We start from the raw sequence: 24,306 nt of genomic DNA, 5'->3' as shown, positions 1-24,306 counted from the left end.
TGAGGCGTTGGTGGCTCGGCCAGGCTCATGTATTCATGAGCTTGCTAAAGGCCAGCGGCGCGGCGAGGTTGGCTTTGGGCGATTTTTACGCAATCCCTCGGTGACAGTTGCAGCTTTGAGCGAAGCGGCAGGCAATAGAACTGGGGAGCGTGTCGCAGGCCGCGATATTCTGGCCATCCAGGACACCAGCGAGATTGTGTTGGGCGGGCCGAAGTTGCGCAAGGCGGGTTTTGGGCCAGTCGGTCGTGGTGGCTTTCTGGGCGGAGTTCTGCTGCATCCTGTGCTGGCGGTCGATGCAATGAGTGGTGAGTTGGTGGGTCTCGCCGACATTGCGGTGTGGAACCGCGGTAAACGAAATGACTTGCATCACGCACGCAGGCCCCTGGAGCAAAAGGAATCCCAGAAATGGCTCAATGGCGCAAGGCGGGCCAGCGAGGTTTTGGCCAAGGCTTTGCGCATCACGGTCGTTTCAGACAGGGAAAGCGATCTTTATGAGGATTTTGCACTGAAGCCTGAGAATGTGCAGGTGCTGATCCGAGCCAGTGCCAACCGCAACCTTGTTAACGGCGAGAAGTTGTTTGGATATGCTTCCCGTTTGCCGGAAGCTGAACGCATAAATGTCACGATCCCCGCCAGTCCTGGCAGGCCAATCCGAGAGGCGCGTCTGGCGCTGCGCTTCGGCCCCGTGACGATCAAGAGACCGGAACGCGGCATGCCAAGCCTTGACCTCAAACGCTTGCCTGAGATGGTCAAACTTAATCTGGTTGATATCTGTGAAATTGATCCCCCGAATGGTGCAGAGCCCATCCACTGGCGCTTGCTCACCAGCCATGAGGTTGAAGACTTTTGCATGGCCCATCTGATGCTGGATTTTTACCGCAAGCGCTGGCTGATCGAAGAATATTTCCGCACCCTGAAGTCGGCGGGGTTCAAGATAGAGAATGCCAGGATGAGTGACCCGAAGGTCTTCATGAATTTCGCTGCCCTTGCAGCCATTGCTGCAGTGACGGTCACCCAGATGCTGCGCGCCCGCGACAATCCTTCCGGTCAGGCACTCGTCGATGCCTTTGATCCTGATGACAGGCCTTTGCTTCTCGCAATCTGTAAGGACTACGAAGGCGAGGCTCCAACCGCACGCCAGAAAAATCCTCATCCGCCGGACACGTTGGCTTTTGCCACTTGGATCATCGCAAGGCTTGGAGCTTGGACCGGCTACTACGGCAAGCCTGGCCCCGCAACGCTCTCACGCGGCCTCAGGCGTTATTATGAGATCAAATACGGTGCACGAATATCAGCGGGAATTGTGTGAATCGCATAGTACATCCTGGGGGGATTACCGGCCCTCTCCATGCAGCAGAACGTCTACTCCGTTTTCCTTGGAAATAAACTCGATACTAGCAGATTGGAAGGTTTGTCGGATATCATCGATGGTCGAAGATTTTAAATGCTCGCCTCGTTCCAATCGCGCAATGCTATCGGGGGATACATTCGCATTTCTCGCAAGGTCACGCGTACCCCACCCCACCCCAGCGCCACGCGAACGATCAACGAACCAGAGCAGCCGGGAGCGATAAACTTTTTATCCAACGGCTGCATCAAGACTTCCACCAAAGTTTCGTCCACTTTTGCCGGTCTACGCGCGGTCTTTCAAAATCAATTCTAGCTAATGACCAGCCATCGATCGATCTCGTCCTGAATCTTGGAGCGGGTGGTTCTGAGCGTATTCCATCAAGGCCAATTCGATGATCGCCGTTATCGACCGTCTTTCCGACTTGGCAAGTTGTTGCGCCAATTCAAGCACCTCAGGATCAAGACGGGTCGTAAATGGCTTTTTTGTCATTGTTTCACCTGACTTGACGGATTGGTTTTTCAGGGGCATGATCGATTGTACGTGCAATGCACGTGCGAACGTAGGCCGAACTGCTGTCACAGTCCGACCTACTAACCACAACCAAGCTTTTGGGAGCTCAGGTCATGGCTGATTCTGACAATAGCACGACTTTGCCTTTCGTCACCCGCAGGAAAATATTAACGGGAACTGCAATTGCGCTCGGAGCATTAACCTTCGATGCCTTTGCGAACGATACAATTGAGATTGAAGGATCGTCCGACCCGGTGCTGGCGCTCTGGCGCCAATGGCAAGAAACTCACCTTTTGATGGAAAGCCATGTCCGCAAGGCACAATCTCTCGAGCAGCAGCTCGCTGAAACGCTTGACTATCCCTGTGCAAAAATTGAACTGTCGGATGGCGAATGGGTAACCGCATATTCACTCACAGCTATCCGCGAAATATTCGACGGTGTTCCCAATGAAAGAGCAGCTTGCTCAAGAGCGGAAACCGAGTTTGCAGCAAATCAGTTGCGGTGGGACGAAGCTGATCGGGCAATAGGCTATTCAGCCACGGTGAAAGCCGAACACGAAGCTGCCGACCGGGCGGCGAATATTCTCGACATCATGGCCACCACTTCATCAACATCGCTGGCTGGCGTCGAAGCCAAGCTGGACGCTGCGTTGCGCGAAGGCAGCGTCTGGGACGATTGTTCAGAGTTCCCATGGCCTCAAATTCGCTCGGCACTCAATGACATTATTCGGTTAAAACAGTACCAAGCCAGTGGTGCACCGTCATGAAAAGCACTCGTCGCAGGCTTGAATTGGAAGCTGCTTCTCATGACACATTCTTTGAACGGCTACATCACCTTGGCCGCAATAGATGCCTTGAACTGAGACGCGTCATACGGATTCTTTTTGACGAATTTGAAGATGCACAGAAGGACAAGCTGTCGGAAAAAAAGAAAGGGGGGCGTATTCTCAAACTGGTTCTTTTGGGTCCTCCTGTAAGCGGTGGCGATGCAAAAGTCGAGCACCGCGAAAGCCCGCGGGCCCGCTCAGAAAGCAACTTGCACGCCGATCTTAATCTGCTCATTATTGTCAACTCTGATTGTTTTGTTCGTCCGCGTATCTGGAAGCGGGCCCGAGAACGGCTTCTGTGCGAACTGACAGTCACCGGACATCTGTTCACACGCGTCAATTTCATTGTTCATTCCATCATGGACATCAATGATCAACTCGCTAACGGCTCACCTTTCTTCGGTGATATCGTCCGCAAAGGGATCATGCTCTACGAAGCCCATGGATCTTTTCTCGTGGACCCATTACCGCCGGACCCTGAGAACATCAGGATTGAAATGCATCGAAACTTCGACCACTGGTTCTCTAGCGCCGGACATCGCTTCGAACTTGCAAGAGAGGCCTTAGAGCGTGGATTTTATAGAGAAGCGGCCTTTGATCTGCATCAGACAGTAGAGAGGCTTTATCATTGCATATTACATGTCCAAACAAACTATAATCTCAAATCCCATAGACTTGCTTTCCTGCGATCCCATGCGGAGCAAATTGCGCCTCAACTAATGGAAGTCTGGTCCGACAATAGCCATTTTGCGAAACGCTGTTTTGACCACCTTGATCGGGCTTATATAGGTGCCCGGTATTCACAAGATTACAAAATCACCGGTGAAGAACTTGCCTGGCTCGTTGATGGCGTAAGGGTTCTGCAGGAGACTGTGGCATCCATCTGCGTGAAACTCCTCAATAAATTTGACTGTGCCGCAGCGCGAGATGTCAGGCTGCACGATGACTAAGCGTGACCGCCGTAGGTCTAGTTACCAGTATATCACCAACGCCAAGCCAGAGAGCCGAACGTCGCTACAGTGGATATAGGAACAGAATGCTCCACGACAGGAATGCCGTCACTGTCCAAACACCAAAGCCGCAGTTCCGACCGAGATGGGGTCGGAAACGGTTATAGTTTTCAGTCCATCGCAACGCAGACAATTGTCGTCAACGTCCAATTGACGAAAACCTTCCGTTCGTGGTCCATGTAAACTCATGGACGAACAAAATTTCTATACTAGCGTGCTAAGCAACCCTTTCAACAGGGAGTTGCTTCGTCGTCTTGCCAGCTTGAAACTGGGACAATGCTATCTGACTGCGGGTTGTTTGTTCCAAACTGTATGGAACCTGATGTCTGGCCGGGACCCTGACTGGGGAATCAAAGATTATGACATCTTCTACTACGACGATGACGACTTGACTTGGGAGGCCGAAGATCGCGTCATTCGAAGTGTATCGGAAGCGGTAGCGGACCTGCCAATTCACGTTGAAGTTCGCAATCAAGCAAGAGTGCACCTCTGGTACAGTAAGCGCTTTGGGGGTGAGTATCCGCCCCTCCAATCAACGCGTTCTGGCATCGATCTTTATCTCATCTCTGGCACCTGTGTCGGGATTAACGTTCAGACCCTTGAAGTTTATGCGACCGATGGCATGGACGATCTTTCTTTGGGCCAGTTGCGTATGAACCCACGGAATCCAAGGCCTGAGCTCTTCGTTCAAAAAGCAAAGAGTTATCAAGAACGATGGCGATGGCGCCAAATTGTAGAATGACAGCAATCACGTGGTCGAGCCCGCGTGCGGATGGTCGCCTCTTAACCCCGATTTCTGACATCTGGGCTGGATTTCAAAGCAACCTTGACGCTCGTCCGCTGCGCCGTTTGGCGTTGTTGTAATAGTCGGATGCTTGCTGCACCGAGCGATGGCGTGATTGTTCCATGGCTTCGGGGAGCGGAATGCCGCGATTGGCCGCTTCGGTAAGATAGCCGGAGCGCAGACCGTGCGCAGAGAATTCCCTTGCATCCAGGCCAGCCATTTGTGCGCGTTGCTTGACGATCCTATTGACAGCGCTGGGTTCAAGCGCCCGTACGGAAACATTGCCCCAGCGATCGACTTTTCGAAACACGCTGCCCTTGTCGATCTTGGCCGCTTCCAGCCAACGGGTGAGGGCTTCGACGGGACGACCGGTCAGATAAACGATCTCGTCCTGATCGCCGCCACTGGTTTTGGTGTGACCGAGATGGATGCCAAGCGAGGGGAGGGCGGAGCCGTCCTCATCGGCGACAGGCGGCTGTTTGACGAGTTGTTCCGTTCGCAAGCCTGCTATTTCGCTGCGACGGCGACCGCCCGAGGCAAAGGCCACCATCAGGATTGCTTGGTCGCGGAGCGCGGTCAGATCATCGCCCGAACACGTTGCAAGCAGTTTGCTCAAAATGTCGCCGGTGATGGCGCTAGCGCTCTTGCGGCTTCGCGGCCGGTTAACGGCTCGAACGGCAAGCCGGAGGGCGGATTTAACGGCCAGCGACGAAAACGAACCCTCCAGACCGCGCCAGCGTGTCAGCGTCGACCAATTAGCAAGCCGCCTACGCACGGTTGCCGGCGCATGCGGTCCGGATACACGCAGAAAGCCTTGCTGGCGCAATTCTTCTTCTACGCCTGCCGGCATGCCGTGATCCGGCTCGATCTCGCGCTGCTGCGGTTGCCACAGATGATGGGCGACGAATTTCAGCAACAGGGCTTCGGGCGCCGGGAAGGGAAGGGGGGTGCCGGTTGCGGCCATCGACCAGGCTTCGAGATAGGCCAGATCCGAGGTCAGCGCGCGGAGCGTGTTTTCGCCCGTGCCTTCATTGACCAGATGGCGTAGCGTCTCGACGTCCTGATCGGTCAGAATACCAGCAAGCATGTCGCGGCGGTTCAGCGGCAGAACAGCCGCTATCGTATCTAAAGTCTCGGTGCGTTTTTCAATCGAACCTGACGACGAGCTGCTCATTTCGGCAGTCCGTTCTCGTCATATAGTTCATCGTGGTTCGAAGTCTGGTGCGTGTTTGCAGGCCTTCCCTTAAGCGCCAGCGCCCAGACTTCATCCCATGTGCCCTGGCCGTTTTGCGAAATTGGCACGATCGCGGCAATAGGATCGCCAGCTCGACAGATGACAACCTCGTCATCGCGCAAAACGAAGTCAATCAGTTCGTCAAATCGCTCCGCCGCCTCGGCAATGTCCACGAATACCTTCACCGCCACTGCCCTTACCAGACGCGCTCATGCAGAATCGCGTCGAACGCCAGATCCGTCGAGATAAAAGTGCAGTGCTCAAGCCGCGCCTGAGCGGCAAGAATCCGGTCCCACGGATCGCGATGTTCCCAATCAAAATTTGCTGCAAGTTCGGCATGCAGATCGGTGATGGCTAGTGTTTGCAGGCCGCTTTCCGTGACGGCTGCCCGCAGTTCCTGGGGCTTGAGATCAAGCTTGTTCAGGCGCATCTCGTTGTCCAGCTCATAGAACGTGATCGCACTGACGAGGATAGCATTTGCCTTTTCCTCGATCAGCGATCGTGCCTTCGTGGACAGGCGATCACTACCGATTGTCCACCAGTAGACGGCGTGGCTGTCGAGCAGGATTTTCATTGCGTGTTTTCGCTATTGTTGGATTTGCCTTGCCAGACGCCGGTATCATCATTCCAGTCTCCGGCATCGATCGCCGCCTGCTCTGCATCAACTGTATCGAACAGGTTGTCGGGCAGGCCACGATGGCGCAACAGGCCAAAAGGGCGCTTGCCACCGTCCGCTGCTGGACCGATGCGGGCGTAAACTTCGTTGCCACGCATGATGACGATCTCTTCGCCCTGGTTGGCGCGATCGAGGACTTCGGCGAAATTCTTGCGGGCTTCGCTGATCTTGTAGCTTGTCTGGGGCATCGGGACCTCCGAATGTTGATTGCCGCTGAGAACTGACCCGGAATTTCCACCGAGAACTGACCCGCCTTTTAATTATTGTTCGGGTTTTTATTCGCGGTCAAGTTTCGTGTTTTCCTTTGGTCGTTTTGTTTCTTGTGCGGAACTGTTTTTGAACCGAAAGCTATCATTTCCGGTTTCAAGGATGTGGCAGTGATGAGTGAGCCTGTCGAGCAATGCGGTCGTCATTTTGGCATCACCAAACACGCTTGCCCATTCACTGAAGCTGAGATTGGTGGTGATTATGACGCTCGTGCGCTCGTAAAGTTTGCTGAGCAGATGGAATAGAAGTGCGCCACCTGATGCGCTGAATGGCAGATATCCGAGTTCATCAAGAATGACGAGATCGGAATAAATGAGTCGGTTGGCGATCTGCCCCGATTTGCCCTGGATTTTTTCCTGTTCAAGTGCATTCACAAGTTCAACGGTTGAGAAGAACCGGACACGTTTGTGGTGGTGCTCGATCGCCTGTACTCCAATAGCGGTGGCGATATGAGTTTTACCCGTGCCGGGTCCACCAACCAGAACGATGTTGTTTGCATCATTGAGAAAGTCACAGCGATGCAGCTGCTGGACCAATGCCTCGTTTATCTCACTGCTATCGAAGTCAAAGCCGTTCAGATCACGGTAGGCTGGAAAGCGTGCAGTTTTGAGCTGATAGGCAACTGATCTGACTTCACGCTCCGCCGTTTCGGCTTTTAGCAGCTGAGAAAGAACTGGAATAGCTGCCTCGAATGCTGGTGACCCTTGTTCGGTGAGTTCACCAACTGCTTGTGCCATGCCATGCATCTTTAATTGCCGCAGCATGATAACGATAGCACCACTCGCTGGATTATGACGCATGACGAGCCTCCGCCTTTCTCAAGGTGTCATAGCGTGCGACGTTGGCCTTGGGTTCATTGTTAAGGGTAAGTGCCTGCGGCGCATTAATCGGGGGTGGAATGAGAGATTTGCCGTCGACCAAACGGTGAAGCAAATTGAGGATATGGGTCTTTGTCGGCACTCCCGACTTCAGTGCCATATCGACTGCCATAAGTACGGCCTGTTCATCATGCTGTAAGACGAGGGAAAGGATATCGACCATTTCCCTATCGCCGCCCGGCTTCTTCAACAGATGAAACTGGAGTGTGCGAAACGCTTCAGGAAGCTCCGTGAAAGGAGCGCCATTGCGCAATGCACCGGGCTTTCGTTGAACGACCGACAAATAGTGCCGCCACTCATAGACAGTGTGACCTGGTGCTTCGTGAGAGCGATTGAAGATGCGTGAATGCTCGCAAATGATCTGCCCTTCGGCAGCGACCACGACAAGATCAGGATAGACACGCAGGCTTACTGGACGATTGGCAAAGGATGCTGGAACACTATAACGCGTACGATCAAAGTGAACGAGGCAGGTCGGTGATACGCGCTTGGTATATTCGACAAAGCCATCAAAAGGTCGGGAAACGGGCATGAGAGCCTGAGCTTCCTCCATCCAAAGATCGGCTATGCTGCCGCGCATTTTGCCATGCTGTGTCGTTGCCCAGAAAAACCTGCAACGTTCCTCCAGCCAGTCGTTCAATTCATTCAGTGAAGCAAATCGTGGAGCTGGTTGAAAGAACCGATGCCGAGAATCCTGAACATTCTTCTCAATCTGTCCCTTCTCCCAACCCGATGCAGGATTGCAGAAGTCTGGTTCAAACAAATAATGGCTGGCCATGGCTTGAAAGCGAATATTGACGTCCCGTTCTTTGCCTCGACCGACCTTATCGATGGCTGTACGCATATTGTCATAAATGCCACGCCGTGGAACGCCACCAAGCACACGGAATGCATGGTTGTGAGCGTCAAACAGCATCTCATGGGACTGTGTGAGATAAGCACGAATGATAAAAGCTCTGGAATAACTTAGCTTCGTATGGGCGACTTGAAGCTTTGTCCGTTCACTGCCGATAATTGCCCAGTCTTCTGACCAGTCGAATTGAAATGCTTCGCCAGGCTCAAAGCTCAAAGGGACAAACGTACCTCGACCCGATGTCTGGTTGTGCATATGAAGATCGGCCTTCCACTCGCGGGCAAAGGTGGCAACGCGACTGTATGATCCCTCATAGCCCAGAGCGACAAGGTCAGCGTGCATCTGCTTCACCGTGCGCTTTTGTTTGCGAGGTTTGCGATCTTCCGACTTTAACCACGTGGTCAGTCGGTCAGAAAATGGGTCGAGTTTGCTTGGCCTGTCCGGAACCTGAAATTTTGGTTCAACGCCATTGAGACGCAGATACTTGCGGATGGTGTTCCGCGATAGGCCCGTTCGTCGGGCAATCTCGCGGATCGATAGTTCGTCCCGGTAATGCCACCGGCGGATAACGCTCAATAATGCCATGTCGATCACTCCATAGCCCTCGCTGAAAAACAAACGAGGGAAGGTTCAAACATGGGTCAATTCTAAATGGAAATATCCGCCCAAACTGGGTCAGTTCTCAGCGGCAATCAACAGATTGGGCCATAGACGGGGCAGAGCAACACATTCTCCAACTTGTAATAGAATATAGCGTTGAACATGAGCAGGGCGAAGCTGCTGTCCACAGATCATGATTAGTTGTCAGTTTCAGTGGCAGACTTAATGCAACTTCCGCACATTCTATCGCTGAGCCGATCCCAAATGTGGCTCGGCACCTCGTTCCTCGCCCTGTTGCGCGTTTTGACACAACGACCGTGCAAAGACCACCAGAATACTTCCAAGCCAGTATCAGTCTCGACGAAATCCATCCAGCCTTCGACAATCACGTTCTTTTTCGGATCAAGTATCACAATCCCACTAAAGTTTTCGATTGCTCCATCTAGCCAGCTTGCCCTGTGCCCTTCGATACAGCTATCGCTCCAATCGAAGCTAAAATCCGCAAGATTGACGTGCATCTCGGGCGACAGATAGTGGCATAGATCGATTAAGAGTTGCTGCTCGACGAATTCACGCAGCTGCGGCCCCATACAATCTGAGAACCCGAAGTCTTTCATGCTCGATCCTCCGCAACTCTGTCGTCCCTTGTTCGCAGCGGAACTATATTCGTCCGCTCAACAGCTTCAAGTCCATTGTCGTCAGTGATTGCATTTCAAGTCTGCTTCTTGCAAATTGACCTTTCGCTACTCACACTTTTAAACGTTGAATGCCTTTTGAGCCGAACTATCGCGTCAATAGCGAGAGAATTGCGCACTGATGACCGAAGCAAAGCGCGAAGCGATCATTTCATGGAGTACGTGGGCATAATAGTGCTGGAGCGCCGCAACAATTATGGTATTCATCTTTATTCTTGAACAAGATAGCCGAAATGATTTCGTGTTAATCAAGGTTTGGGAACGTTTCGCTTTCTATTGTCTTTGATTTCTCCCCTACTTGTTGTATCACTTGAAAATGGTACCGCCCTTTCTAATAATATCGCCGCTACCATGGTCCTCAATATCAAACTTTCAGATGATGCCTTCGGTGTTTCTGGTGAAACGTTTGACCTCCACCCCTTAGAAGACACGCTTGAAGTATCCGTGAAAGGCGTTGCAACTCTTGTTGATCATGAAATTGGAGGGGGGTATTTTGCAATTCGATTTGACGCGACAGATCCAGAAACGGCGTTGGAAAAAAGCGAAAGAGGCACTCGGAGCACATGACACGCGCGGAAAATCCTTCATCCTGTTCACGTATTTAGACAACAAAAAAACGGGTCGAATTGGCTAATTCGGTTCAATAAGTCACCGTCACTCCTTGTAGATGAAACCCACTGGTTGTTCCAAATGAATTGGCTCGCTAAACTTCTGCCGTGGAAGACTGCTAAAGCAGATCAGGCGGCTACAAACCAACTTTATTCGCAGCTTTTTGCGTCAGTGGAAGAGAAGTCTGGTGTTCAACTGGCTCCAGAAACTCTGACCTCAGTTGTCGGCTTCAATGCTGGCGGACCTGTTAACCTTCGCTTCGCACCAAACAAGAAAATCTTTCTCACTTCGGAACTCGCTATGTACGAGCAGCAGCGTCGTAGTGCAGATGGACTCTTTCGATATGAACTGATGACCCAAAGCCATTTTGAAGAGAACACAGCTCGAACGCTATTAACAGCGATTGGGGCGATGACACTTTCAACCGTTCTAGGGGACCGGCATACTATTGATGTTTCGGCGGTCATGGGTGCGTCTGGTCCTGCAGTGGTAAAACTGAAACTCTATTCGAGAACTCGTTTCAGTGGTCTCGAATATGGCGTTTATCAGCTACTTCCAAATCATAAAAAGCAGTCGTCAGTGCAAACGTGAGGCCCGAACCGGGCCAGCGCCATTCTCGCCAAACACACTGAAGCGGATAAACTGACCAGCCCAGTCATCTCGCAAGCAGGGCTCGCCTTTTTTTGGTTCAATGAGCGGGCGTGCCGCCATCGTCAATGAGCAAAGGCAGCGCCAGATCGACGCGCTGACGCCTTGGAATTGTGTGTGATGGATAAACTGCCGAAGTCTACTTTCAGCCCATTGAGAAATCTTGCAATGCAAAGCGTTGGGATCGGGATCAGTAGTAAAGCTTGAATTCTCAGAAATAGGCTCTGATCGGATGACCGCGTTCGCCCCAGAAAATGTACCAACGCCCGGCGGCGCGAACGATGTCTAATTGTTGTTGCAACAGAAGCGTGTCTGCTGGTTTGGAGAAAGTGAGACGCGAGAGCAAACTTCTGCGTTGTACCCGTGGCGAATCTTCGGCCACATCTGCAGCTTCTAAAAGCGCTCGCCCATATTTCAACGCAGCTTCTGGTAGCTTGTGTTCCCAAGCGGCAGCCAGCATCTGATCACTGATTACGTTCATGCAATCCTCCAGAAATGAACCCCTGAAACTCGTCTCATCTACCCCCTCATACATACCGGCGTGGGAATACATCGGCAGGCCGTCGGACTCGATGAGTTGCAGAACGTAGTATCCTTGGAAATCCATCAAGGTTTGCGCGATCTGCTCTGGTGTTTGCGCTCTCTGAGCCTTGATTATCCATTCATCTGCTGCGGGGTCGGAGCCGACACGTGGAGCACCGATGTTTTCGTACCCAGGGCTGCTAATCTCGTTGAACCGAGCGATCTCCGTGTCGGACAAGACATTGCCCGAAAACGCTTGCTCAATAAGCCGCCACCACTCCCTTTCGTGCCCCGCTTTCACACACCCTTCTACAATGAGATCGAGACCCATGGATTCTCCGACAACATACATTCTTGAAACGTATTATTGGTAGCATCCCACGAATTGTCCAGTGTGCGTTATTGTGACGGAGTTCGGTTGCCTGCGCGCGTACGAAGGACTCTTATGCAGGAACCTGCAGTCATGTTCGGTTCTATGGGAACGTTGATTTCTGGCTGATTTCCGCGGTTTGGGCCTTGAAGCGAGCATGCACATGAACCGTACCAGACGGAACTCTCACGAGTGTTCCAAATCGCTTGTGTTGACACATTTTTCGGCGGGATCTGATGATCCCCAAGATTAGCAGATCGCATATAGCTGCATTGCGGGAAGACTTGTGCCTGCATGCATTTCTTGATGTTAAGATGCAGGATCATGGCGCGTTCCTCCGGTTTGCAGGCTCTGCATCGGAAGTTCTACACGGCTGCCTGCAGCGTTCGAAAACTCAATGATGACTATGCGCCCATCGGAACAGGGACATACCGATGGAAAGCATCCGATGAGAACTACGTGTCGCTACCCGCCAGGACGGCACTCGAGTCCGACACGTAATTTCCATGCGATGGAAGCGGTGTCGCCTAATGTCGAGCAGAAGACGGCGAATGGGTTCGCCTGGCGCCAGGCTGAGGGGGCATACTTGAAACGGAAAGTCGGGAGCGATGATATGTATCGAGGGCCGTCTGGGCCGATGTCATCTCAAGGAACGATTATTTAAACATGCGGTTGGGACGTCATGGCGCAACCCCATTTGTACAGCACAGCTGTAATGCCGATGCACCCGCCAAGATGCTGCTTGCGCATAATTGGCAATGGTCAGTACCGTCGCCGGCGGTGATTTGAACAATAAATCGTAGACGAGGCTACGCGGCGATCATCTTGCTTTCGGAGTGCGAAGCCTCGAACGTGGACAAGACTGCTTTGAAGTCGAAGTGACCTTAAGTGCGACCTCAACAGCGCCACAAGTAGACAGCTAGATTGCTGACTGCTTCAGTGGAACGCTTCGGCGATTAAACGGGCCTGAAATTCACTTGGTCGCCTCAGCAAAACTTCCTTTACACAATATGACAGCGCCTTGATTCTGTCGTATCGCGGGCGCCAATTAATACGACGGGAAAGCGGAGGTGGAGCCAAGTAATGCAACGGGTGCAGGACACACAAAGCTCAGGATCTGGAGAATGACATTAATTGAAGCAACTTGCGAGTACGGAATAATAATTCGGCGAGAAAGCTTAAAACACGCCGAGATAAATCTGGAAAAACTGTGTGAGCTAATGGAACAGTCTCCTCCTTTAGACACTAGCGACGATATCGTGTCTTTTGGCCCGTTATTCGGAGGGGAAGCTGCCGACGAATTTGTTAGACGGCTCCAGGTCGCAGGACTAAAGTACCTAGAGGATTTCTTCGTTTTTAACGGCGACTTTCCAGATTGGTGTCGCTTCAAGGTGTGTTTGAAGGGCTGACCGATGCGATATGTCTTGGATTTCACTGGGTCAACATTGGCTATGCAATCGGGGCGCACCTCTAAAACCCTCAATTATAAGTAAAAAGAGACAATCAAAATCGGCGGTTGGTCGCATTCTAGACGTCGATAGTTTACGAACGCCGCAAGTTCTAAGATTGCATTCCAAATTTCTGGCGAGCGGTCTTTCAGTTTTTGTCCGTGATCGAGTTGTAAAACAACCATCTTTCCTCTTTCGACCACGAAACTTGAGAAGTCGTCATCCAAACTGGTCATGCAGTCGACCCAAGCGCTGAGATTTCTCCCATAAAAGTCTGGAAAACCAAAAGCAGAAATGAAAACATCATGGAAAGACGGCCAGTCCAAGATTTCGGAACAATCGATCTTCTTAATTGTGCAATTCATCAATAACTATCCATAGCAACAGTGTTCCGAATGAGTTAATCACTCTCCGATTCCGACAGATTTTCCAAAAGCTTTTCCGCAAACGAAACTATTTCCGGAACAAGTAGTAAATTATCAGATAATTCAGAGCAAAGTTCAGCGAGTTGTTCTCCGGTAAAAATCTGATTCATTTCGGCTATTGTTATCGCCTTGTCGTTTTTTATTGCGTCTATGCTCTCCCTCTTGAGGTTCCTCAGTTGGGATTTTATCTGCTCAATCTGATCTGCGTCGATCCCGCAATTATATCGTAGCAAGAACGACGCCATATGAATTGGGGAAAAGTCAAATGCATCACGACCACAGCAAGCTGCCTCGCAGACCGTTTCGCAGTGTTTGATGAGGCCAAGCAGCGGATAATCCAATTTCATAAGCTATATACTCGCTATTTGCTCAGGAGTTTAGCCAGCACTCATGGCTTTTAAAAGCATGAAGCAGTGTCTACGCTAGGGAACCATTGGAGCACGCGTTGGATGGCAATTTACCTCCAAGACAGGAGGCGCGAAATTTGATTTGTTTCCGAGCATAGGAACACCATTTGAAATTGATATAAAACCGTGAGGGTGGCCCAATGAAAAATCGCGAGAGAGACGTCATCGATTCCTTCTATGAGGAAGGCGAGATCGATTACATTTTCTTTGCACAAATCATTGCAGCGGTTTCCTATGATGAAAATGACATTGACTTATCGAAGAGTGTTGGCAGAAAATTGAGTGATGCCGTATATTATTAGATTATAATGTTGGTACTGGAGATTTCAAGCTAGGCAAGAGCATCACAAATCGTGACGGTTCTGTTGAGTATATTGAACTAGATAGCAATATTGACAACTTTCTAAAAGAATTGAGAATATCTATAAATGAACATGGCATTGACAGCATTGACGTAAATTATGGCTTTTGGATTGGGAAGGTAAAGGGACGTATTGCTGATTGTCCCATACCCAAAATTATAAAGACTATATTCTCTTAGTACATGATGGAATTGCATTATTATTATGCGTTCGTTGCGACGCATTGATTGCACACACTCTCCTTGCCACAGGAGGCGGATTACGGCGAAAAACGTGCACCGTAGATACCATCCGCAACTTTCAATAACCGGTGCAGCGTTGTTTGCGTGTCATTGATTTTGTGTATGAGTCAGGAATGAACACCCGTGAGCCATTCCAGATAACCAGTCAAGATTCAGGGTCCTGCTTCTCACCCGCAGCAATTGAGCTCCGTAACGCCTTGAAGGGATATGAACCTCCAACATCCTTGAAAATTTCGGTAAGCTTCAGAATAGATTAATTATTTCGCATTAGCAGCCCACGCCCGGCAACACGCCGGTCAATTCAGCAATTTGGGCTACAATGGGGCAGCGACAAGAACTGTGCGGAATCATACGGCAAGTTAGAACGGATGGCGAACAGCTGGGATTGCAGCTCAATCCGAGCTGGAAATCGAGCTGCGAAGCACACGGTAAATGGTTGAGGAGTGAACGTTGAGGACCTTGGCGACATCACGGGGTGAATTGCCTTCGTCTAGGAGCTTCTGTCCAAGTACAATTTGCTCGGTCTTTAGTGCTGGTGGCCGTCCGAAACGGACACCTTTCTGCTTGGCAATTGATCGTCCGGCGCTTGTCCGTTGGTGAATAAGCGCGCGTTCAAATTCGGCGATGCCTCCAAAGATAGTCAGCACCATTCGCCCGGCTGGCGACGTTGTATCCGCCCATGGCTCAGCGATTGAACGCAATCCAGCGCCGAGTACGTTCAGTCTCTCGGCGATGTCGAGGAGGTCACGCGTTGAGCGCGCTAATCGGTCCAAGCGGGTGACCACCACCACATCGGTATCACGCAACTGATCAAGCATGCGTTCGAGTTGTACCCGATCGCGTTTTGCACCGGAGACTTTCTCCTCATAGATTTTCTTGCAACCGACCTCAGTGAGAGCAGCTCTTTGCTGTTCAAGGTTCTGGTCGTCGGTGGAGACCCGAGCATATCCAATAAGCATGTCATATCCGTTGCAAAAATCGTTCGCATAACCTTACTTTTGCGCCTGACTTTTGCAACAGAAAAATCGCAATCATTTCAATGGGCGGGTGAAGTGTTCTAAAACTTAGGATTTCCGCGACACGCATCCCGTTACCACTCCCGCCATTGTGCGGTGATATCTTCATCATCCGGGAGGCTGAAGCCTGACGCCCTCACCACCGCGTCAATCAGGACACCAAGTTCGTCGCGCTCTAGTGTTTCGATCATCCCGCTTCTGCCGTTGATCTCATTGATCGCAAGAACGATGTCCTTGACCGCCGCTTGGATAGCCTGCGCATCCCGCTGGCTGGTAGCGGCTTTCACCGTGTCGACGAACGCATTCAGTGCCGCTTCAGCTACGGCGATATCGGCTTCGTTGAAAAGCTCGTCTCCCTCGACCATTGATCTCCGCCAGCGTGGCGTCGGAATCTGGCCTCGCAATGCTTCGACCTTATCGACATTGCCAGGCATGATCTTCTGCTTGGGCAAGGACGCCTTCCGGCGGGTGGCCCTGAGCATGGTGCGGTCAGCCGGCATCAGGTAAACCGCCATCAATCGCAAGTCCGCGTCATATTTTGCGATCACGACAATATTGCCAACAGCATAGGAATGATCGAAGCGTTCGGCTGAATATTCTGGCAGTGTGCTGCTCTTGGCTTCCCTAAACGGACCCGTCCTGAGCTTCTCAGCCACGACGTCGCTGCTGTCTTCAAACGTCAAACCAAATGGCAGCGCCGCCGGATAGGCGCGTTGCACCGCCCTGATCGCATCCAGTCCGGAAAATGACAGCCGGGAGACGATCCTTTCTTCATCGTCCGGCAGGCTTCTCGACCGTACCTCTTCGAATTGGGTACTATATGCGGAAAGGCTATCCACCTGCAGGCCGAACCCGCTGTCGAAGCCGCCGAAAAATCCCATCTCCGCATTCGTACGAAAATCGGTAGGGACCAGCTTTTCGTGCTCGGCCAGGTAAGACTCGACAACTGGGTCGGCAATGCTGCGGCCAAGTATATCGAAATGATTCATCTTCTGCCTTTTCTTTCACAGTATTTCTAACCGGCATTGCCTTGCGGCCATTGTGATGTCGAACGTGTTACGTCCGCTTAGGGCATAAAGCGGCCGAGCTGTCGCAAATCTCCCCAAACCGCGACATCCAGATTTCACGTGCGTCCTTCGGCGTGACGATTGGCGACCCACGAGAGGTTCGGGATATCGCCTCCGCCAGATTTCACGACATTGGTGCCGTGGAACATGACGCCATAGCCATGCTCCCGATCCCATGTACATGCCAGTTCCGCCCCGAAATAGGGAAGCTTACCCTTAATAGGAGGCAGCGTAAGATGAAGCAGCCGGACCATCTGACGCAGCATCGGCTCGTCACAGCTTTCAGGAAGCGGCTTATCCTCGTCCCCCAGTACGATACCGCTCTGGATGTCGCGCAACCTTGGCATGTCGTTCAAGATCGTGTCGATAATGACCCGCTCTACTTCCTCATCGTTCTCGATAAGCCACCGCGCCGTTTCAAGCATGATGGGATCAGGGGAGTCGCCTTCGCCGTCGTCGTTCTCAAAAGAAACTGGCACCTCGCCTGGTTCGGCGAAGCTGGAATAGCCCCGGCGGGGATGAGGCAACGCAACGAGAGAATGCCAGAGCGTTGACGTCTGCGGCATCGGGAGCGCCGTTTCCCAAAATCCATCTACGCCGTAAAGGGTGGGCAGTCCATCGAATGTATAAGGAGCGTATTTGGAGGAGAGCTTGTCCATGAGCATCGTGTTTATCCTCTTGTTGAGTCAGAAATTGTCAAAATCCGCATCTCCCGCGAAGCTCCCTCAGTTTGCGCGACACGGGAACGCCTCGGCTAATCCCTCCACCACAAGCGATGATGCGCTCCCTTTGAGCCGGTCTGACGCAAGGCTGCGAAGATAGGTATAGACGCGGTCGACAAGCTCATGGCGAAGAACATTGCCGGCTCCGCACCATCGCGCGCCGCTCGCGGCGTCTGCAACACCGGCGATATAGGCGATAGCGCGAGCATTCGACACGATGCGGCCAGCCTCGCCGGACATTCCATCGCCCGATCTGCCTTCAAGCGCTTCGATCAGTTCAAAGCCGCTGAATATCCAGTCGCGTTTTTCGGCGGCTGCGGGTGCTTCTCGCGCAATACTCATGGCCGACAGTACCGAGAGCAGAATGGCCAAAATATATTGTCGCACTTGGATTGTCGTTCTCCTGCACGAGAAGGGTTGCAGCATGCTCATAATCGATAGGTGCATTTCATGCCGAACGTAACAGACTTCCTGTTATACGCAGACGCTCCTCAAGCACTTCCAAAAGTTGTTCCTCATCGCGGATACGCCCTTGCCCGAATCCAAGCTTTAAGACCAACTGGCGCCAACCGTGTCGCGGGTGTATTTGGGGTGCCCCATAAGCGTCGGCGAACGAAGCGAAATTGACAGCATACCCGTAGCCATATTCCATTTCAACCGCACCGCCCACGGACACCCAAATATCCGCGCCGATAAAGATTGGCGTCTTGAAATCGCCTCCAATGACGAGTGCCGAGTCTTCTCGTGATGCGAAAACCCAATCCCTCACAATGACATTTCCTGTCACAAAAATTATGCTTGCCCAATCATGGTCGATGCTGCCGCACGTCAAGTTTCCGAAGACAACGAGTGTGACATGTCCATCGCCTCCCTCGATCTTGGTCGAGACCTTGCCAGTAACGTCTAGATCCCCGTCGACGGCCGTTACCCACGATGGCGGGGCAACATCACCATCAATCGTCAGGTTGCCGTGATGAATGGAGGCATCGATAGTTTCATCTTGCGGTCCTCCCGGAACCAACCGAAACCTCGCTAACGCTTCCGCTACAGTTTGATCAGGCAGGTCTTGCGCCCTTCGAGTTACAAACTTCTGCCATTCTGCGGACGTTACTTTTTCAAAACTCATAGGATCTCCCTTTCTGAGAGCGGTTCCGGTAGAGGGCAAATGACACAGGTGAAGTCCGGTCCCGGCCTGCTGCGGTTCTCAAGTGGCAATTTACAAACGCGCCGTGAGATTCTCACCAACGGTAGCTTTGGCGCGCTTGAACTATAGTCTGTTTGGCACAGCAATCCTCCCGCAGATCAGGCATCCGGAAGTCGGATCCCAGCTACAAATTCGAAGTGCTTCCTTGATCTTCCGCGAGAGGCGTTCGGTACACGGACGAGCCCGACACGTGGAACCGGGCATGTCTGTCCCGGACAGCATAGCCGCCGTCAGTCGAGATGGAGGCCCGATCGACCTCATGGCAGACGAGAAGAGCGTCGTCCGTCAATGCATAGACATGGTCGTTGTCGACAGCGAAGCGCCTGTTGAGAAACCGGAATGTCGCGGGATCGAGACCGGGGACGGGTTTGCGATAGCGGCCACCGATCAGCATGTGACCGCTGGCGTCGATCAGTACCTCGTCGTGCACGCCGCGCGCTGTACCGCCGTCCACTTTGCCGGGCCGCACGACGGGCTTGCCGCGATAGAGCAGGTCTTGGCCCATGCGGGCGAAGGTATGGCCGAGCGCCGTCACGGCGCCGGGATCGGCGATGTCTCGCTTCCGTTTCCCTTCGACGATAAGCCCCTTCGCGTCCCGAGCATAGCCACCGCCCAGCACTTCGAAGCTCTTCAGGTCAGCCTTGACGACCGCGAGCGTCGGCATCGGGGCTGCGCTGTCAAGATAGTAGGCTTGCCGGCTGTCCTTGAACCAGCCTTCGGCGATCGCCTCGAAACTAGCAGCATCGCCGCCTTTCACCGGCTCTTGTCCGTAAGCTTCCAGTCCCGGCAGAAAATAGCGAAGCCCGTGCCAGTCCTGACCGAAGACATCAACGATGGGCCGGAAACTGGCATAGTCGAAATGGTCGAGCGAAACCCATTCGCCGTCGTCCGGTCGGCGCGGCCTGATCAGCACCCGCTGGCCGTCGCTGAAGAACGGGCCGCCCAGCGGCCGCGGCTCCAACGTCTCGGTTTGTCCGGCATCCTGCCGCGCCTTCTCCCTGTGCCACCATGTCCCGTCCAGCTCGGGACGGACCTCGAAATAAGTACGCCACGGCTCGAATGCGGTCGAGATGGATTGGGCCTTTCCCGCCCAGTAGGGTCGGTCCTTGTCATAAGCTAGGTATTGGCCGGCTTCTGAGGCGCAGGTGAAGCTCGCCCGATCGGCCTCCGGGATCGGCTGGTTTTTGAAGTAGATGCTATCCTTGTCCGCGAAATATAGCCCCTCGTCCCCGATAGCCTGGAAGGTCGACGGATCGGCGCCTTCGATCCTCACGCCAAATGCATAGACCTTGCGGCTGTCTCTGGCGTAGTCGCTTCTTTCGATATGAAATCGGGACGTTGGCCCGTGCCTGTAATCATAACCCATGACTTCAAACGTGCCGGGATCTTCGGTCGGCAGGCGCAGATTGGTGATGTAATAACCGGCGGCCTTGTCCGCGGCGTAGCGTTCGTTGAGCACTTTGAAACTATCGGGATCAGCGTTGCGCACCACGAACCAGAACAGTGTGGTCTGCGTCTCGCCCTGTCCGTAGACCCGCTTGTCGTCGCGAAACCAGCGCTCGCCCAGTTGGCGGAAGCTGAGAGGATCGATGCCGGCGAGCGGAATTCCCTTGCGATCACAGATCGGAGCACCGTCGACGCGGACATGCACGCCGTCATGGACATAGCGGATCGTTGGCATGCGCCGCTCACCCAGATATTGCGCGATCCACGCGACGTCCGCGAATGGACCAATGTGGGGATTGGCTTCCACGATGCGCCGCAGCGCTGCGAGTTCGTGCCGCATGCTAAAGGGCTGGGCAATCGGTTGGGCGGTCGGGCCATTCGCCGTCAAATGCTCGAAGAGCCCGAGATCGTGCTCGGGCGCTTGAAGCCCGTCCCGCCGATAGGCCGATGCGACCCAGTCGGTGTCTGCGAAATGAAGCTGTGCATAACGTTCATTGCACGCCCTCCAGCCTTCGGCGTTGATACCTAGAAGCCGTAGCACTACGGCGGCGGGATGCCCGGCGTCGAGAAACAGACACGCCGCATACCAATGCGCGTATGGGAGTGGGAAAAGCTTATCGGGACGGGCCGGATGTTCAAATCGCTCAGTCAATGCGCGACATGCTCCTTCAATGATAGTAGCGTCAAAACTTCGAGATTCTAGCGAGGCAATCGGCCCTGACGTCTACGGCTGCTGTACCAGTACTTCCTGCCGCACAATGTCGTAGACCGTGAGGCCCGGCAAACGGGAGAAAAAGGTGTTGCGATCGGCTGCGGATGTCCAGGCCGACCATAGTGTGAGCACGGAAAGCCGGCCATTGTGCCAAACGACGGTTGCTTCAATGTCACCGGCATCGCTGCCTTGCTTATTTTCGACCGAAAACCGGAAGGTGCGCGAGGCGATCCCTTGTTCCGCCAATGTGCTGTCTTCTCCGCTCGCTAGCAGCACCGGTGCCCGCGCGTCCGGTGTCTGCTTGACGAAATAATCCTTCACGATTGCCGCGCCGGATGTGTCAAGGTCTGGCTTCTCCTTCATGTCCTGGACGAAGAGCCAGACCAGCCCGACATCTTTTCCGTTCTTTCGCCTGACCATGTGCAGTTCCGCAGGCAGCGCGCCGCGAAATTCGTTGATGGGAATGTCCCATCCGTTCGGGATGGACAGCCGGATTTCCTTGTCGCCAATAAGAAGCGGGACCGTCTGCAGGTCCTCTCCGAAGCTTGATTGCCGACCGTTTTCCCATGAAAGATTGTCAATGAAGGAGGCTGCGTATTCGTCAGCTCGACGCACTAGATCATCTGCGGCTTCTTCGCTTGCTGCGCTACTCACATCGACCATGAAGTAGATACCCAGCGCCTGTTGCGCGCGGGCGAAGCAATAACCGAGGGCAGCGCTTTGCGGCTTCCCATTCGCGGCCTTCTTGGCCAGAAGCTTCGCTTCAGTCAGATCTGGCGCGGTTCTATAAATGCGTAGCGTATATCCGACTGCTTCCACGTCGAAAGAGCAAATGCGTAATGCTGTGGCGGGAGCCTGGAGGTCGTAGCCGACCATGGTCGTCTCGACCTTCAAATCGCCTTTCCCAGGCGCGATTTTTCCAATGACCTTCACCTTGCCGATGGTTCCCGGTTCAGTTGGCTCCATTGGCACGGTCTCCACTGTCTCATCCCGTGAAACGCTGCTTTCGAAGTTCAACGCCGGCATTGAGAAATCGAACTTTCTAGCTACCCACGCGCCGTCCTTGGACGATGCATCGTCAGCTCGAACGAAAGCCGTTCCTGCCACTGTTGTGGCCACAATCGAAACGGCGAAGATCGAACCAGCAAAGGGATGCCACATCTTTAGTCTGTTCATCTGTTTCCTTGTTCCTGCCAGATAGCGTTGTAGATCACACGAATCCAGTCCGCGATGTTCCCGGCGGAAAGTCAGGATTTCCGCGACAATCCAGCATTTATCGCCGCGTCATGCCTGTCGAGAATGTCGGGCTCACCTAGAGGCCCCGAAAAGGCATCCAGCAATCCGGTGGACCTCGCCGTCGAATAGGAACATGCTTTGTGGTCGTTTGGACCGACGGCAGCCCAGAACGACAACAAATCGTCGTGGCCTGCCGTTTTCCGCCGCCATCCGACGACTTCCACCGAACCGCCATTATAGGTGACGAAATTATTGCGCCATTCCTCTGTTTCTGCATCGGTTAGGCGCTTCCAGCCGAGCTCTTCACCTTTCACCGTCGCCGCTTGTACATCGGGAGCTTCGCAGATGGCGAGAAGGCGGTCTACCGTCATATCCTCCGGCATCGCTGTAGCTGCACCAATATTCACAAATGCAGTGCACATGCCGCTGATAACCGTCATTCGCATGCACATTGCATCCCTCTTCCTCGGCCTAAGAATACAACTGTTTTGCTGAATCGTCGCAGAAATCCCGATTCTTTCATGGCACGATTCGCTGAATTTTGCGACGCCTCGAAACTCAGGCAAAGCGTCTAAAAACTCTTTGAATGAATGATGACATGCGCTGTCCAGTGCCGGAACTCTGTGGGTTCGAGATTTTCTGGATTTCGATGCCCAGCAGCCCTGAGAGGGCGTTATTGAAAGTTTTTGAATACGCTATTTTATTCAGAACGGTGCGCAGGGCGGCGATCAGGCCCGCAACGCCGACAAGGGTGATGGCTCGTCTGATGTTGTAGGCGAGCGCCGTTAGGCTGAACTCCCCCCGGACGTTTTCCAGCCTTCGCATCAGGAACGCACCCTGATACATCCACTGTTTTATTGTCCCGAAGGGATGTTCGACGCTTTCGCGCCGCCGATCCAGAATGTCGGGCCGGGCGACAAGACGCTGCGCCATGCGATCGAGGACGGCCTCGTTCTCAAGGCGCGATACGCGACGGAAACTTTGGGTGCAGCGTTCGCGCAGGCTGCACGCCTTGCAAGCGTCGCGGTTGACGTGGTCGATCTTCACATTGTCGCGTGACTTGCCAAAGTGACGGGGGGACAGCACCTGGTCAGCTGGGCAACGGTAAATGTTTTTGTCCGGGTCGTAGCGGAATTCCTCCTTAGAGAAGAAACCTTCGGCCACGGCCGGACCGCGGATCGGCTTGGGCACATAGGCGGTGATGCCGGCTCTCTCGCAGGCTTCGATATCCTCGATCTTGAAGTAGCCCCGGTCCGCCACCGCCTCGATCCTGTCGACGCCGAGCGTGTCCATCGCCGCCTTGACCGTCGGCGCGAGAAGCCCCATGTCCAGCACCTGATTGCAGACCTCTTGCTCGGCGATCAGCTTGTGCTTCACATCAACGGCGAGCTGGATGTTGTAGCCGACGCCGACCTTGGTCATACGGGCCATGGCCCGCGCATCCGGATCGGTCAGCGAGATCTGGTCCTCGCCGGTCTTGTCCAGTTCATCCAGCAGTGCCTTGTGACGGTCACGCTTGCCTTCGATGGCTGCGAACTTCTCCGCAAGTTTGCCATCGCCGCGATCAGAGCCGCTGCTGGTCATCTTGTCTTCGTCCGCGTCGCACTCATCGAGCCTCTTCACGTAATCGGCCAGCTTCTCGTCGGCTTCGCGGATGAACTTCGTCAACGCTCCCCGTGTGAAGTTGCGATCCTTGTTGTTGACAGCTTTGATGCGCGTGCCGTCCACTGCCAGCAGTTCCCGCCCGAACAGATCGAGCTGCCGACAAAGGATAACGAACTCACGGAACACCTGCTTGAAGGCCGACCGGTTCATACGGCGAAAATCGGCGATGGTGCGAAAGTCCGGCTTCAAGTGCCGCAGCAGCCAAATCACCTCGATATTGCGGTGGGTCTCAGCCTCCAGCCGCCGGCTCGACCGGACGCGATTGATGTAGCCGTAAACATATAACTTCAAAAGGTCGGCCGGATCATAACCCGGACGACCGGTCTCCTTCGCAGTCACACGCACAAAGCCTGCGGCAGCAAGATCGAGGCCATCCACGAAAGCCTCGATGAAGCGGCCCGGGTTGCCGGGCCCTACGTAATCATCAACCGCTTCCGGCAGAAGCAGCAGTTGCACGCGATCTGTTCCTGAAAGATGAGCCATGATCTATTGTAAGCCACAACGGCGATCAGATGAATCC

General features: G+C 53.4%; 25 protein-coding genes and 1 pseudogene. 6 read left to right on the top strand and 20 right to left on the bottom strand.

The window, feature by feature from the left end; translation table 11 throughout:
- Positions 1-10: 10 nt before the first annotated feature.
- Positions 11-1,309 carry an IS4 family transposase gene (locus tag CES85_RS25195; protein WP_244923323.1) on the top strand — a complete coding sequence of 433 codons (1,299 nt, stop codon included), beginning with the start codon at positions 11-13 and terminating at the stop codon, positions 1,307-1,309.
- A gap of 354 nt (positions 1,310-1,663) precedes the next feature.
- Here the strand turns inward: CES85_RS25195 and CES85_RS27310 are convergent, their stop codons facing one another.
- On the bottom strand, positions 1,664-1,840 hold the full coding sequence (locus CES85_RS27310; protein WP_157743519.1) for a ribbon-helix-helix protein, CopG family: 177 nt from the start codon (positions 1,838-1,840) through the stop codon (positions 1,664-1,666).
- Between the two features lie 134 nt (positions 1,841-1,974).
- Between CES85_RS27310 and CES85_RS25185 the strand changes: the two genes are divergently transcribed.
- The 3 genes from CES85_RS25185 to CES85_RS25175 all read left to right on the top strand — a co-directional run bounded on the left by CES85_RS25185 (position 1,975) and on the right by CES85_RS25175 (position 4,440).
- Positions 1,975-2,628 (top strand): hypothetical protein, encoded by a 654-nt coding sequence (locus CES85_RS25185; RefSeq protein ID WP_095448514.1) that lies wholly within the window; start codon positions 1,975-1,977, stop codon positions 2,626-2,628.
- Entirely contained in the window at positions 2,625-3,638 is a 1,014-nt protein-coding gene (locus CES85_RS25180) for a HEPN domain-containing protein (RefSeq protein WP_095448513.1), read from the top strand. Before CES85_RS25185 ends, CES85_RS25180 begins: the two co-directional genes overlap by 4 nt.
- Before the next feature lie 247 nt (positions 3,639-3,885).
- Positions 3,886-4,440 carry a nucleotidyltransferase family protein gene (locus CES85_RS25175; protein ID WP_095448512.1) on the top strand — a complete coding sequence of 185 codons (555 nt, stop codon included), beginning with the start codon at positions 3,886-3,888 and terminating at the stop codon, positions 4,438-4,440.
- A gap of 73 nt (positions 4,441-4,513) precedes the next feature.
- Here CES85_RS25175 and CES85_RS25170 read toward each other — a convergent pair whose 3' ends face one another.
- The 7 genes from CES85_RS25170 to CES85_RS25140 all read right to left on the bottom strand — a co-directional run bounded on the left by CES85_RS25170 (position 4,514) and on the right by CES85_RS25140 (position 9,607).
- Positions 4,514-5,656 carry a site-specific integrase gene (locus CES85_RS25170; protein WP_095448511.1) on the bottom strand — a complete coding sequence of 381 codons (1,143 nt, stop codon included), beginning with the start codon at positions 5,654-5,656 and terminating at the stop codon, positions 4,514-4,516.
- The gene (locus CES85_RS25165; protein WP_374844116.1) at positions 5,653-5,901 is read right to left on the bottom strand and encodes a type II toxin-antitoxin system Phd/YefM family antitoxin; all 249 of its coding nucleotides are present in this window, start codon (positions 5,899-5,901) and stop codon (positions 5,653-5,655) included. Before CES85_RS25165 ends, CES85_RS25170 begins: the two co-directional genes overlap by 4 nt.
- An 11-nt stretch (positions 5,902-5,912) precedes the next feature.
- Entirely contained in the window at positions 5,913-6,290 is a 378-nt protein-coding gene (locus CES85_RS25160; protein WP_095448510.1) for a type II toxin-antitoxin system VapC family toxin, read from the bottom strand.
- The gene (locus CES85_RS25155; RefSeq protein ID WP_024897005.1) at positions 6,287-6,580 is read right to left on the bottom strand and encodes a type II toxin-antitoxin system Phd/YefM family antitoxin; all 294 of its coding nucleotides are present in this window, start codon (positions 6,578-6,580) and stop codon (positions 6,287-6,289) included. Before CES85_RS25155 ends, CES85_RS25160 begins: the two co-directional genes overlap by 4 nt.
- 87 nt (positions 6,581-6,667) lie before the next feature.
- The gene (gene istB, locus CES85_RS25150) at positions 6,668-7,459 is read right to left on the bottom strand and encodes an IS21-like element helper ATPase IstB (protein ID WP_095447444.1); all 792 of its coding nucleotides are present in this window, start codon (positions 7,457-7,459) and stop codon (positions 6,668-6,670) included.
- Positions 7,449-8,975 carry an IS21 family transposase gene (istA, locus tag CES85_RS25145; protein ID WP_157743400.1) on the bottom strand — a complete coding sequence of 509 codons (1,527 nt, stop codon included), beginning with the start codon at positions 8,973-8,975 and terminating at the stop codon, positions 7,449-7,451. The genes istB and istA overlap by 11 nt, the downstream gene beginning before the upstream one ends.
- A gap of 212 nt (positions 8,976-9,187) precedes the next feature.
- Positions 9,188-9,607, bottom strand: coding sequence for a hypothetical protein (locus CES85_RS25140; RefSeq protein WP_095448509.1), 420 nt, complete (start codon positions 9,605-9,607; stop codon positions 9,188-9,190).
- 354 nt (positions 9,608-9,961) lie between these two features.
- Between CES85_RS25140 and CES85_RS25135 the strand changes: the two genes are divergently transcribed.
- Both CES85_RS25135 and CES85_RS25130 read left to right on the top strand, forming a co-directional pair.
- Positions 9,962-10,252 (top strand): hypothetical protein, encoded by a 291-nt coding sequence (locus CES85_RS25135; protein ID WP_157743518.1) that lies wholly within the window; start codon positions 9,962-9,964, stop codon positions 10,250-10,252.
- A 123-nt stretch (positions 10,253-10,375) separates the two neighbouring features.
- Positions 10,376-10,885, top strand: coding sequence for a hypothetical protein (locus CES85_RS25130; RefSeq protein WP_095448507.1), 510 nt, complete (start codon positions 10,376-10,378; stop codon positions 10,883-10,885).
- A 268-nt stretch (positions 10,886-11,153) separates the two neighbouring features.
- Here CES85_RS25130 and CES85_RS25125 read toward each other — a convergent pair whose 3' ends face one another.
- The 12 genes and pseudogenes from CES85_RS25125 to CES85_RS25060 form a co-directional block, all read right to left on the bottom strand.
- Positions 11,154-11,795 (bottom strand): hypothetical protein, encoded by a 642-nt coding sequence (locus CES85_RS25125; RefSeq protein ID WP_095448506.1) that lies wholly within the window; start codon positions 11,793-11,795, stop codon positions 11,154-11,156.
- A gap of 1,522 nt (positions 11,796-13,317) precedes the next feature.
- A complete protein-coding gene (locus CES85_RS25110) occupies positions 13,318-13,647 on the bottom strand; it encodes a barstar family protein (RefSeq protein WP_095448444.1) in 330 nt (109 codons plus the stop codon).
- 35 nt (positions 13,648-13,682) lie between these two features.
- Positions 13,683-14,054 (bottom strand): DUF6331 family protein, encoded by a 372-nt coding sequence (locus CES85_RS25105; RefSeq protein WP_095448445.1) that lies wholly within the window; start codon positions 14,052-14,054, stop codon positions 13,683-13,685.
- A 1,056-nt stretch (positions 14,055-15,110) separates the two neighbouring features.
- Complete coding sequence (locus CES85_RS25100) at positions 15,111-15,677, bottom strand: recombinase family protein (protein WP_095448504.1); 567 nt, start codon at positions 15,675-15,677, stop codon at positions 15,111-15,113.
- A gap of 131 nt (positions 15,678-15,808) precedes the next feature.
- Entirely contained in the window at positions 15,809-16,723 is a 915-nt protein-coding gene (locus tag CES85_RS25095) for a hypothetical protein (protein ID WP_095448503.1), read from the bottom strand.
- Positions 16,724-16,857: 134 nt separating this feature from the next.
- On the bottom strand, positions 16,858-17,466 hold the full coding sequence (locus tag CES85_RS25090) for a DUF6985 domain-containing protein (protein WP_095448502.1): 609 nt from the start codon (positions 17,464-17,466) through the stop codon (positions 16,858-16,860).
- 60 nt (positions 17,467-17,526) lie between these two features.
- Positions 17,527-17,910: a Rap1a/Tai family immunity protein gene (locus tag CES85_RS25085; RefSeq protein WP_244923322.1), complete on the bottom strand. Its 384-nt coding sequence runs from the start codon at positions 17,908-17,910 to the stop codon at positions 17,527-17,529.
- A 61-nt stretch (positions 17,911-17,971) separates the two neighbouring features.
- The gene (locus tag CES85_RS25080; protein WP_095448501.1) at positions 17,972-18,649 is read right to left on the bottom strand and encodes a hypothetical protein; all 678 of its coding nucleotides are present in this window, start codon (positions 18,647-18,649) and stop codon (positions 17,972-17,974) included.
- A gap of 202 nt (positions 18,650-18,851) precedes the next feature.
- The gene (locus CES85_RS25075; protein WP_244923321.1) at positions 18,852-20,825 is read right to left on the bottom strand and encodes a DKNYY domain-containing protein; all 1,974 of its coding nucleotides are present in this window, start codon (positions 20,823-20,825) and stop codon (positions 18,852-18,854) included.
- A 72-nt stretch (positions 20,826-20,897) separates the two neighbouring features.
- Complete coding sequence (locus CES85_RS25070) at positions 20,898-22,061, bottom strand: hypothetical protein (protein ID WP_157743517.1); 1,164 nt, start codon at positions 22,059-22,061, stop codon at positions 20,898-20,900.
- Between the two features lie 71 nt (positions 22,062-22,132).
- Positions 22,133-22,567 (bottom strand): hypothetical protein, encoded by a 435-nt coding sequence (locus tag CES85_RS25065; protein ID WP_157743516.1) that lies wholly within the window; start codon positions 22,565-22,567, stop codon positions 22,133-22,135.
- A gap of 268 nt (positions 22,568-22,835) precedes the next feature.
- Positions 22,836-24,269 (bottom strand): annotated as a pseudogene (locus CES85_RS25060) (IS1182 family transposase); the annotation flags it as partial.
- Between the last annotated feature and the right edge of the window lie 37 nt (positions 24,270-24,306).

The organism is Ochrobactrum quorumnocens, from assembly GCF_002278035.1.
GTDB lineage: Bacteria > Pseudomonadota > Alphaproteobacteria > Rhizobiales > Rhizobiaceae > Brucella > Brucella quorumnocens.
Note: the sequence above shows the minus strand (reverse complement) of the source record. Positions and strands in the feature narration are given on the sequence as shown.

Excerpts from the sequence above, each read along its gene's own strand:
- CES85_RS27310 (WP_157743519.1), bottom strand. The coding sequence starts at position 1,840 with ATGACAAAAAAGCCATTTACGACCCGTCTTGATCCTGAGGTGCTTGAA.
- CES85_RS25185 (WP_095448514.1), top strand. The coding sequence starts at position 1,975 with ATGGCTGATTCTGACAATAGCACGACTTTGCCTTTCGTCACCCGCAGG.
- CES85_RS25180 (WP_095448513.1), top strand. The coding sequence starts at position 2,625 with ATGAAAAGCACTCGTCGCAGGCTTGAATTGGAAGCTGCTTCTCATGAC.
- CES85_RS25175 (WP_095448512.1), top strand. The coding sequence starts at position 3,886 with ATGGACGAACAAAATTTCTATACTAGCGTGCTAAGCAACCCTTTCAAC.
- CES85_RS25170 (WP_095448511.1), bottom strand. The coding sequence starts at position 5,656 with ATGAGCAGCTCGTCGTCAGGTTCGATTGAAAAACGCACCGAGACTTTA.
- CES85_RS25160 (WP_095448510.1), bottom strand. The coding sequence starts at position 6,290 with ATGAAAATCCTGCTCGACAGCCACGCCGTCTACTGGTGGACAATCGGT.
- CES85_RS25155 (WP_024897005.1), bottom strand. The coding sequence starts at position 6,580 with ATGCCCCAGACAAGCTACAAGATCAGCGAAGCCCGCAAGAATTTCGCC.
- istB (WP_095447444.1), bottom strand. The coding sequence starts at position 7,459 with ATGCGTCATAATCCAGCGAGTGGTGCTATCGTTATCATGCTGCGGCAA.
- istA (WP_157743400.1), bottom strand. The coding sequence starts at position 8,975 with ATGGCATTATTGAGCGTTATCCGCCGGTGGCATTACCGGGACGAACTA.
- CES85_RS25140 (WP_095448509.1), bottom strand. The coding sequence starts at position 9,607 with ATGAAAGACTTCGGGTTCTCAGATTGTATGGGGCCGCAGCTGCGTGAA.
- CES85_RS25130 (WP_095448507.1), top strand. The coding sequence starts at position 10,376 with ATGAATTGGCTCGCTAAACTTCTGCCGTGGAAGACTGCTAAAGCAGAT.
- CES85_RS25125 (WP_095448506.1), bottom strand. The coding sequence starts at position 11,795 with ATGGGTCTCGATCTCATTGTAGAAGGGTGTGTGAAAGCGGGGCACGAA.
- CES85_RS25110 (WP_095448444.1), bottom strand. The coding sequence starts at position 13,647 with ATGAATTGCACAATTAAGAAGATCGATTGTTCCGAAATCTTGGACTGG.
- CES85_RS25105 (WP_095448445.1), bottom strand. The coding sequence starts at position 14,054 with ATGAAATTGGATTATCCGCTGCTTGGCCTCATCAAACACTGCGAAACG.
- CES85_RS25100 (WP_095448504.1), bottom strand. The coding sequence starts at position 15,677 with ATGCTTATTGGATATGCTCGGGTCTCCACCGACGACCAGAACCTTGAA.
- CES85_RS25095 (WP_095448503.1), bottom strand. The coding sequence starts at position 16,723 with ATGAATCATTTCGATATACTTGGCCGCAGCATTGCCGACCCAGTTGTC.
- CES85_RS25090 (WP_095448502.1), bottom strand. The coding sequence starts at position 17,466 with ATGCTCATGGACAAGCTCTCCTCCAAATACGCTCCTTATACATTCGAT.
- CES85_RS25080 (WP_095448501.1), bottom strand. The coding sequence starts at position 18,649 with ATGAGTTTTGAAAAAGTAACGTCCGCAGAATGGCAGAAGTTTGTAACT.
- CES85_RS25070 (WP_157743517.1), bottom strand. The coding sequence starts at position 22,061 with ATGAACAGACTAAAGATGTGGCATCCCTTTGCTGGTTCGATCTTCGCC.
- CES85_RS25065 (WP_157743516.1), bottom strand. The coding sequence starts at position 22,567 with ATGCGAATGACGGTTATCAGCGGCATGTGCACTGCATTTGTGAATATT.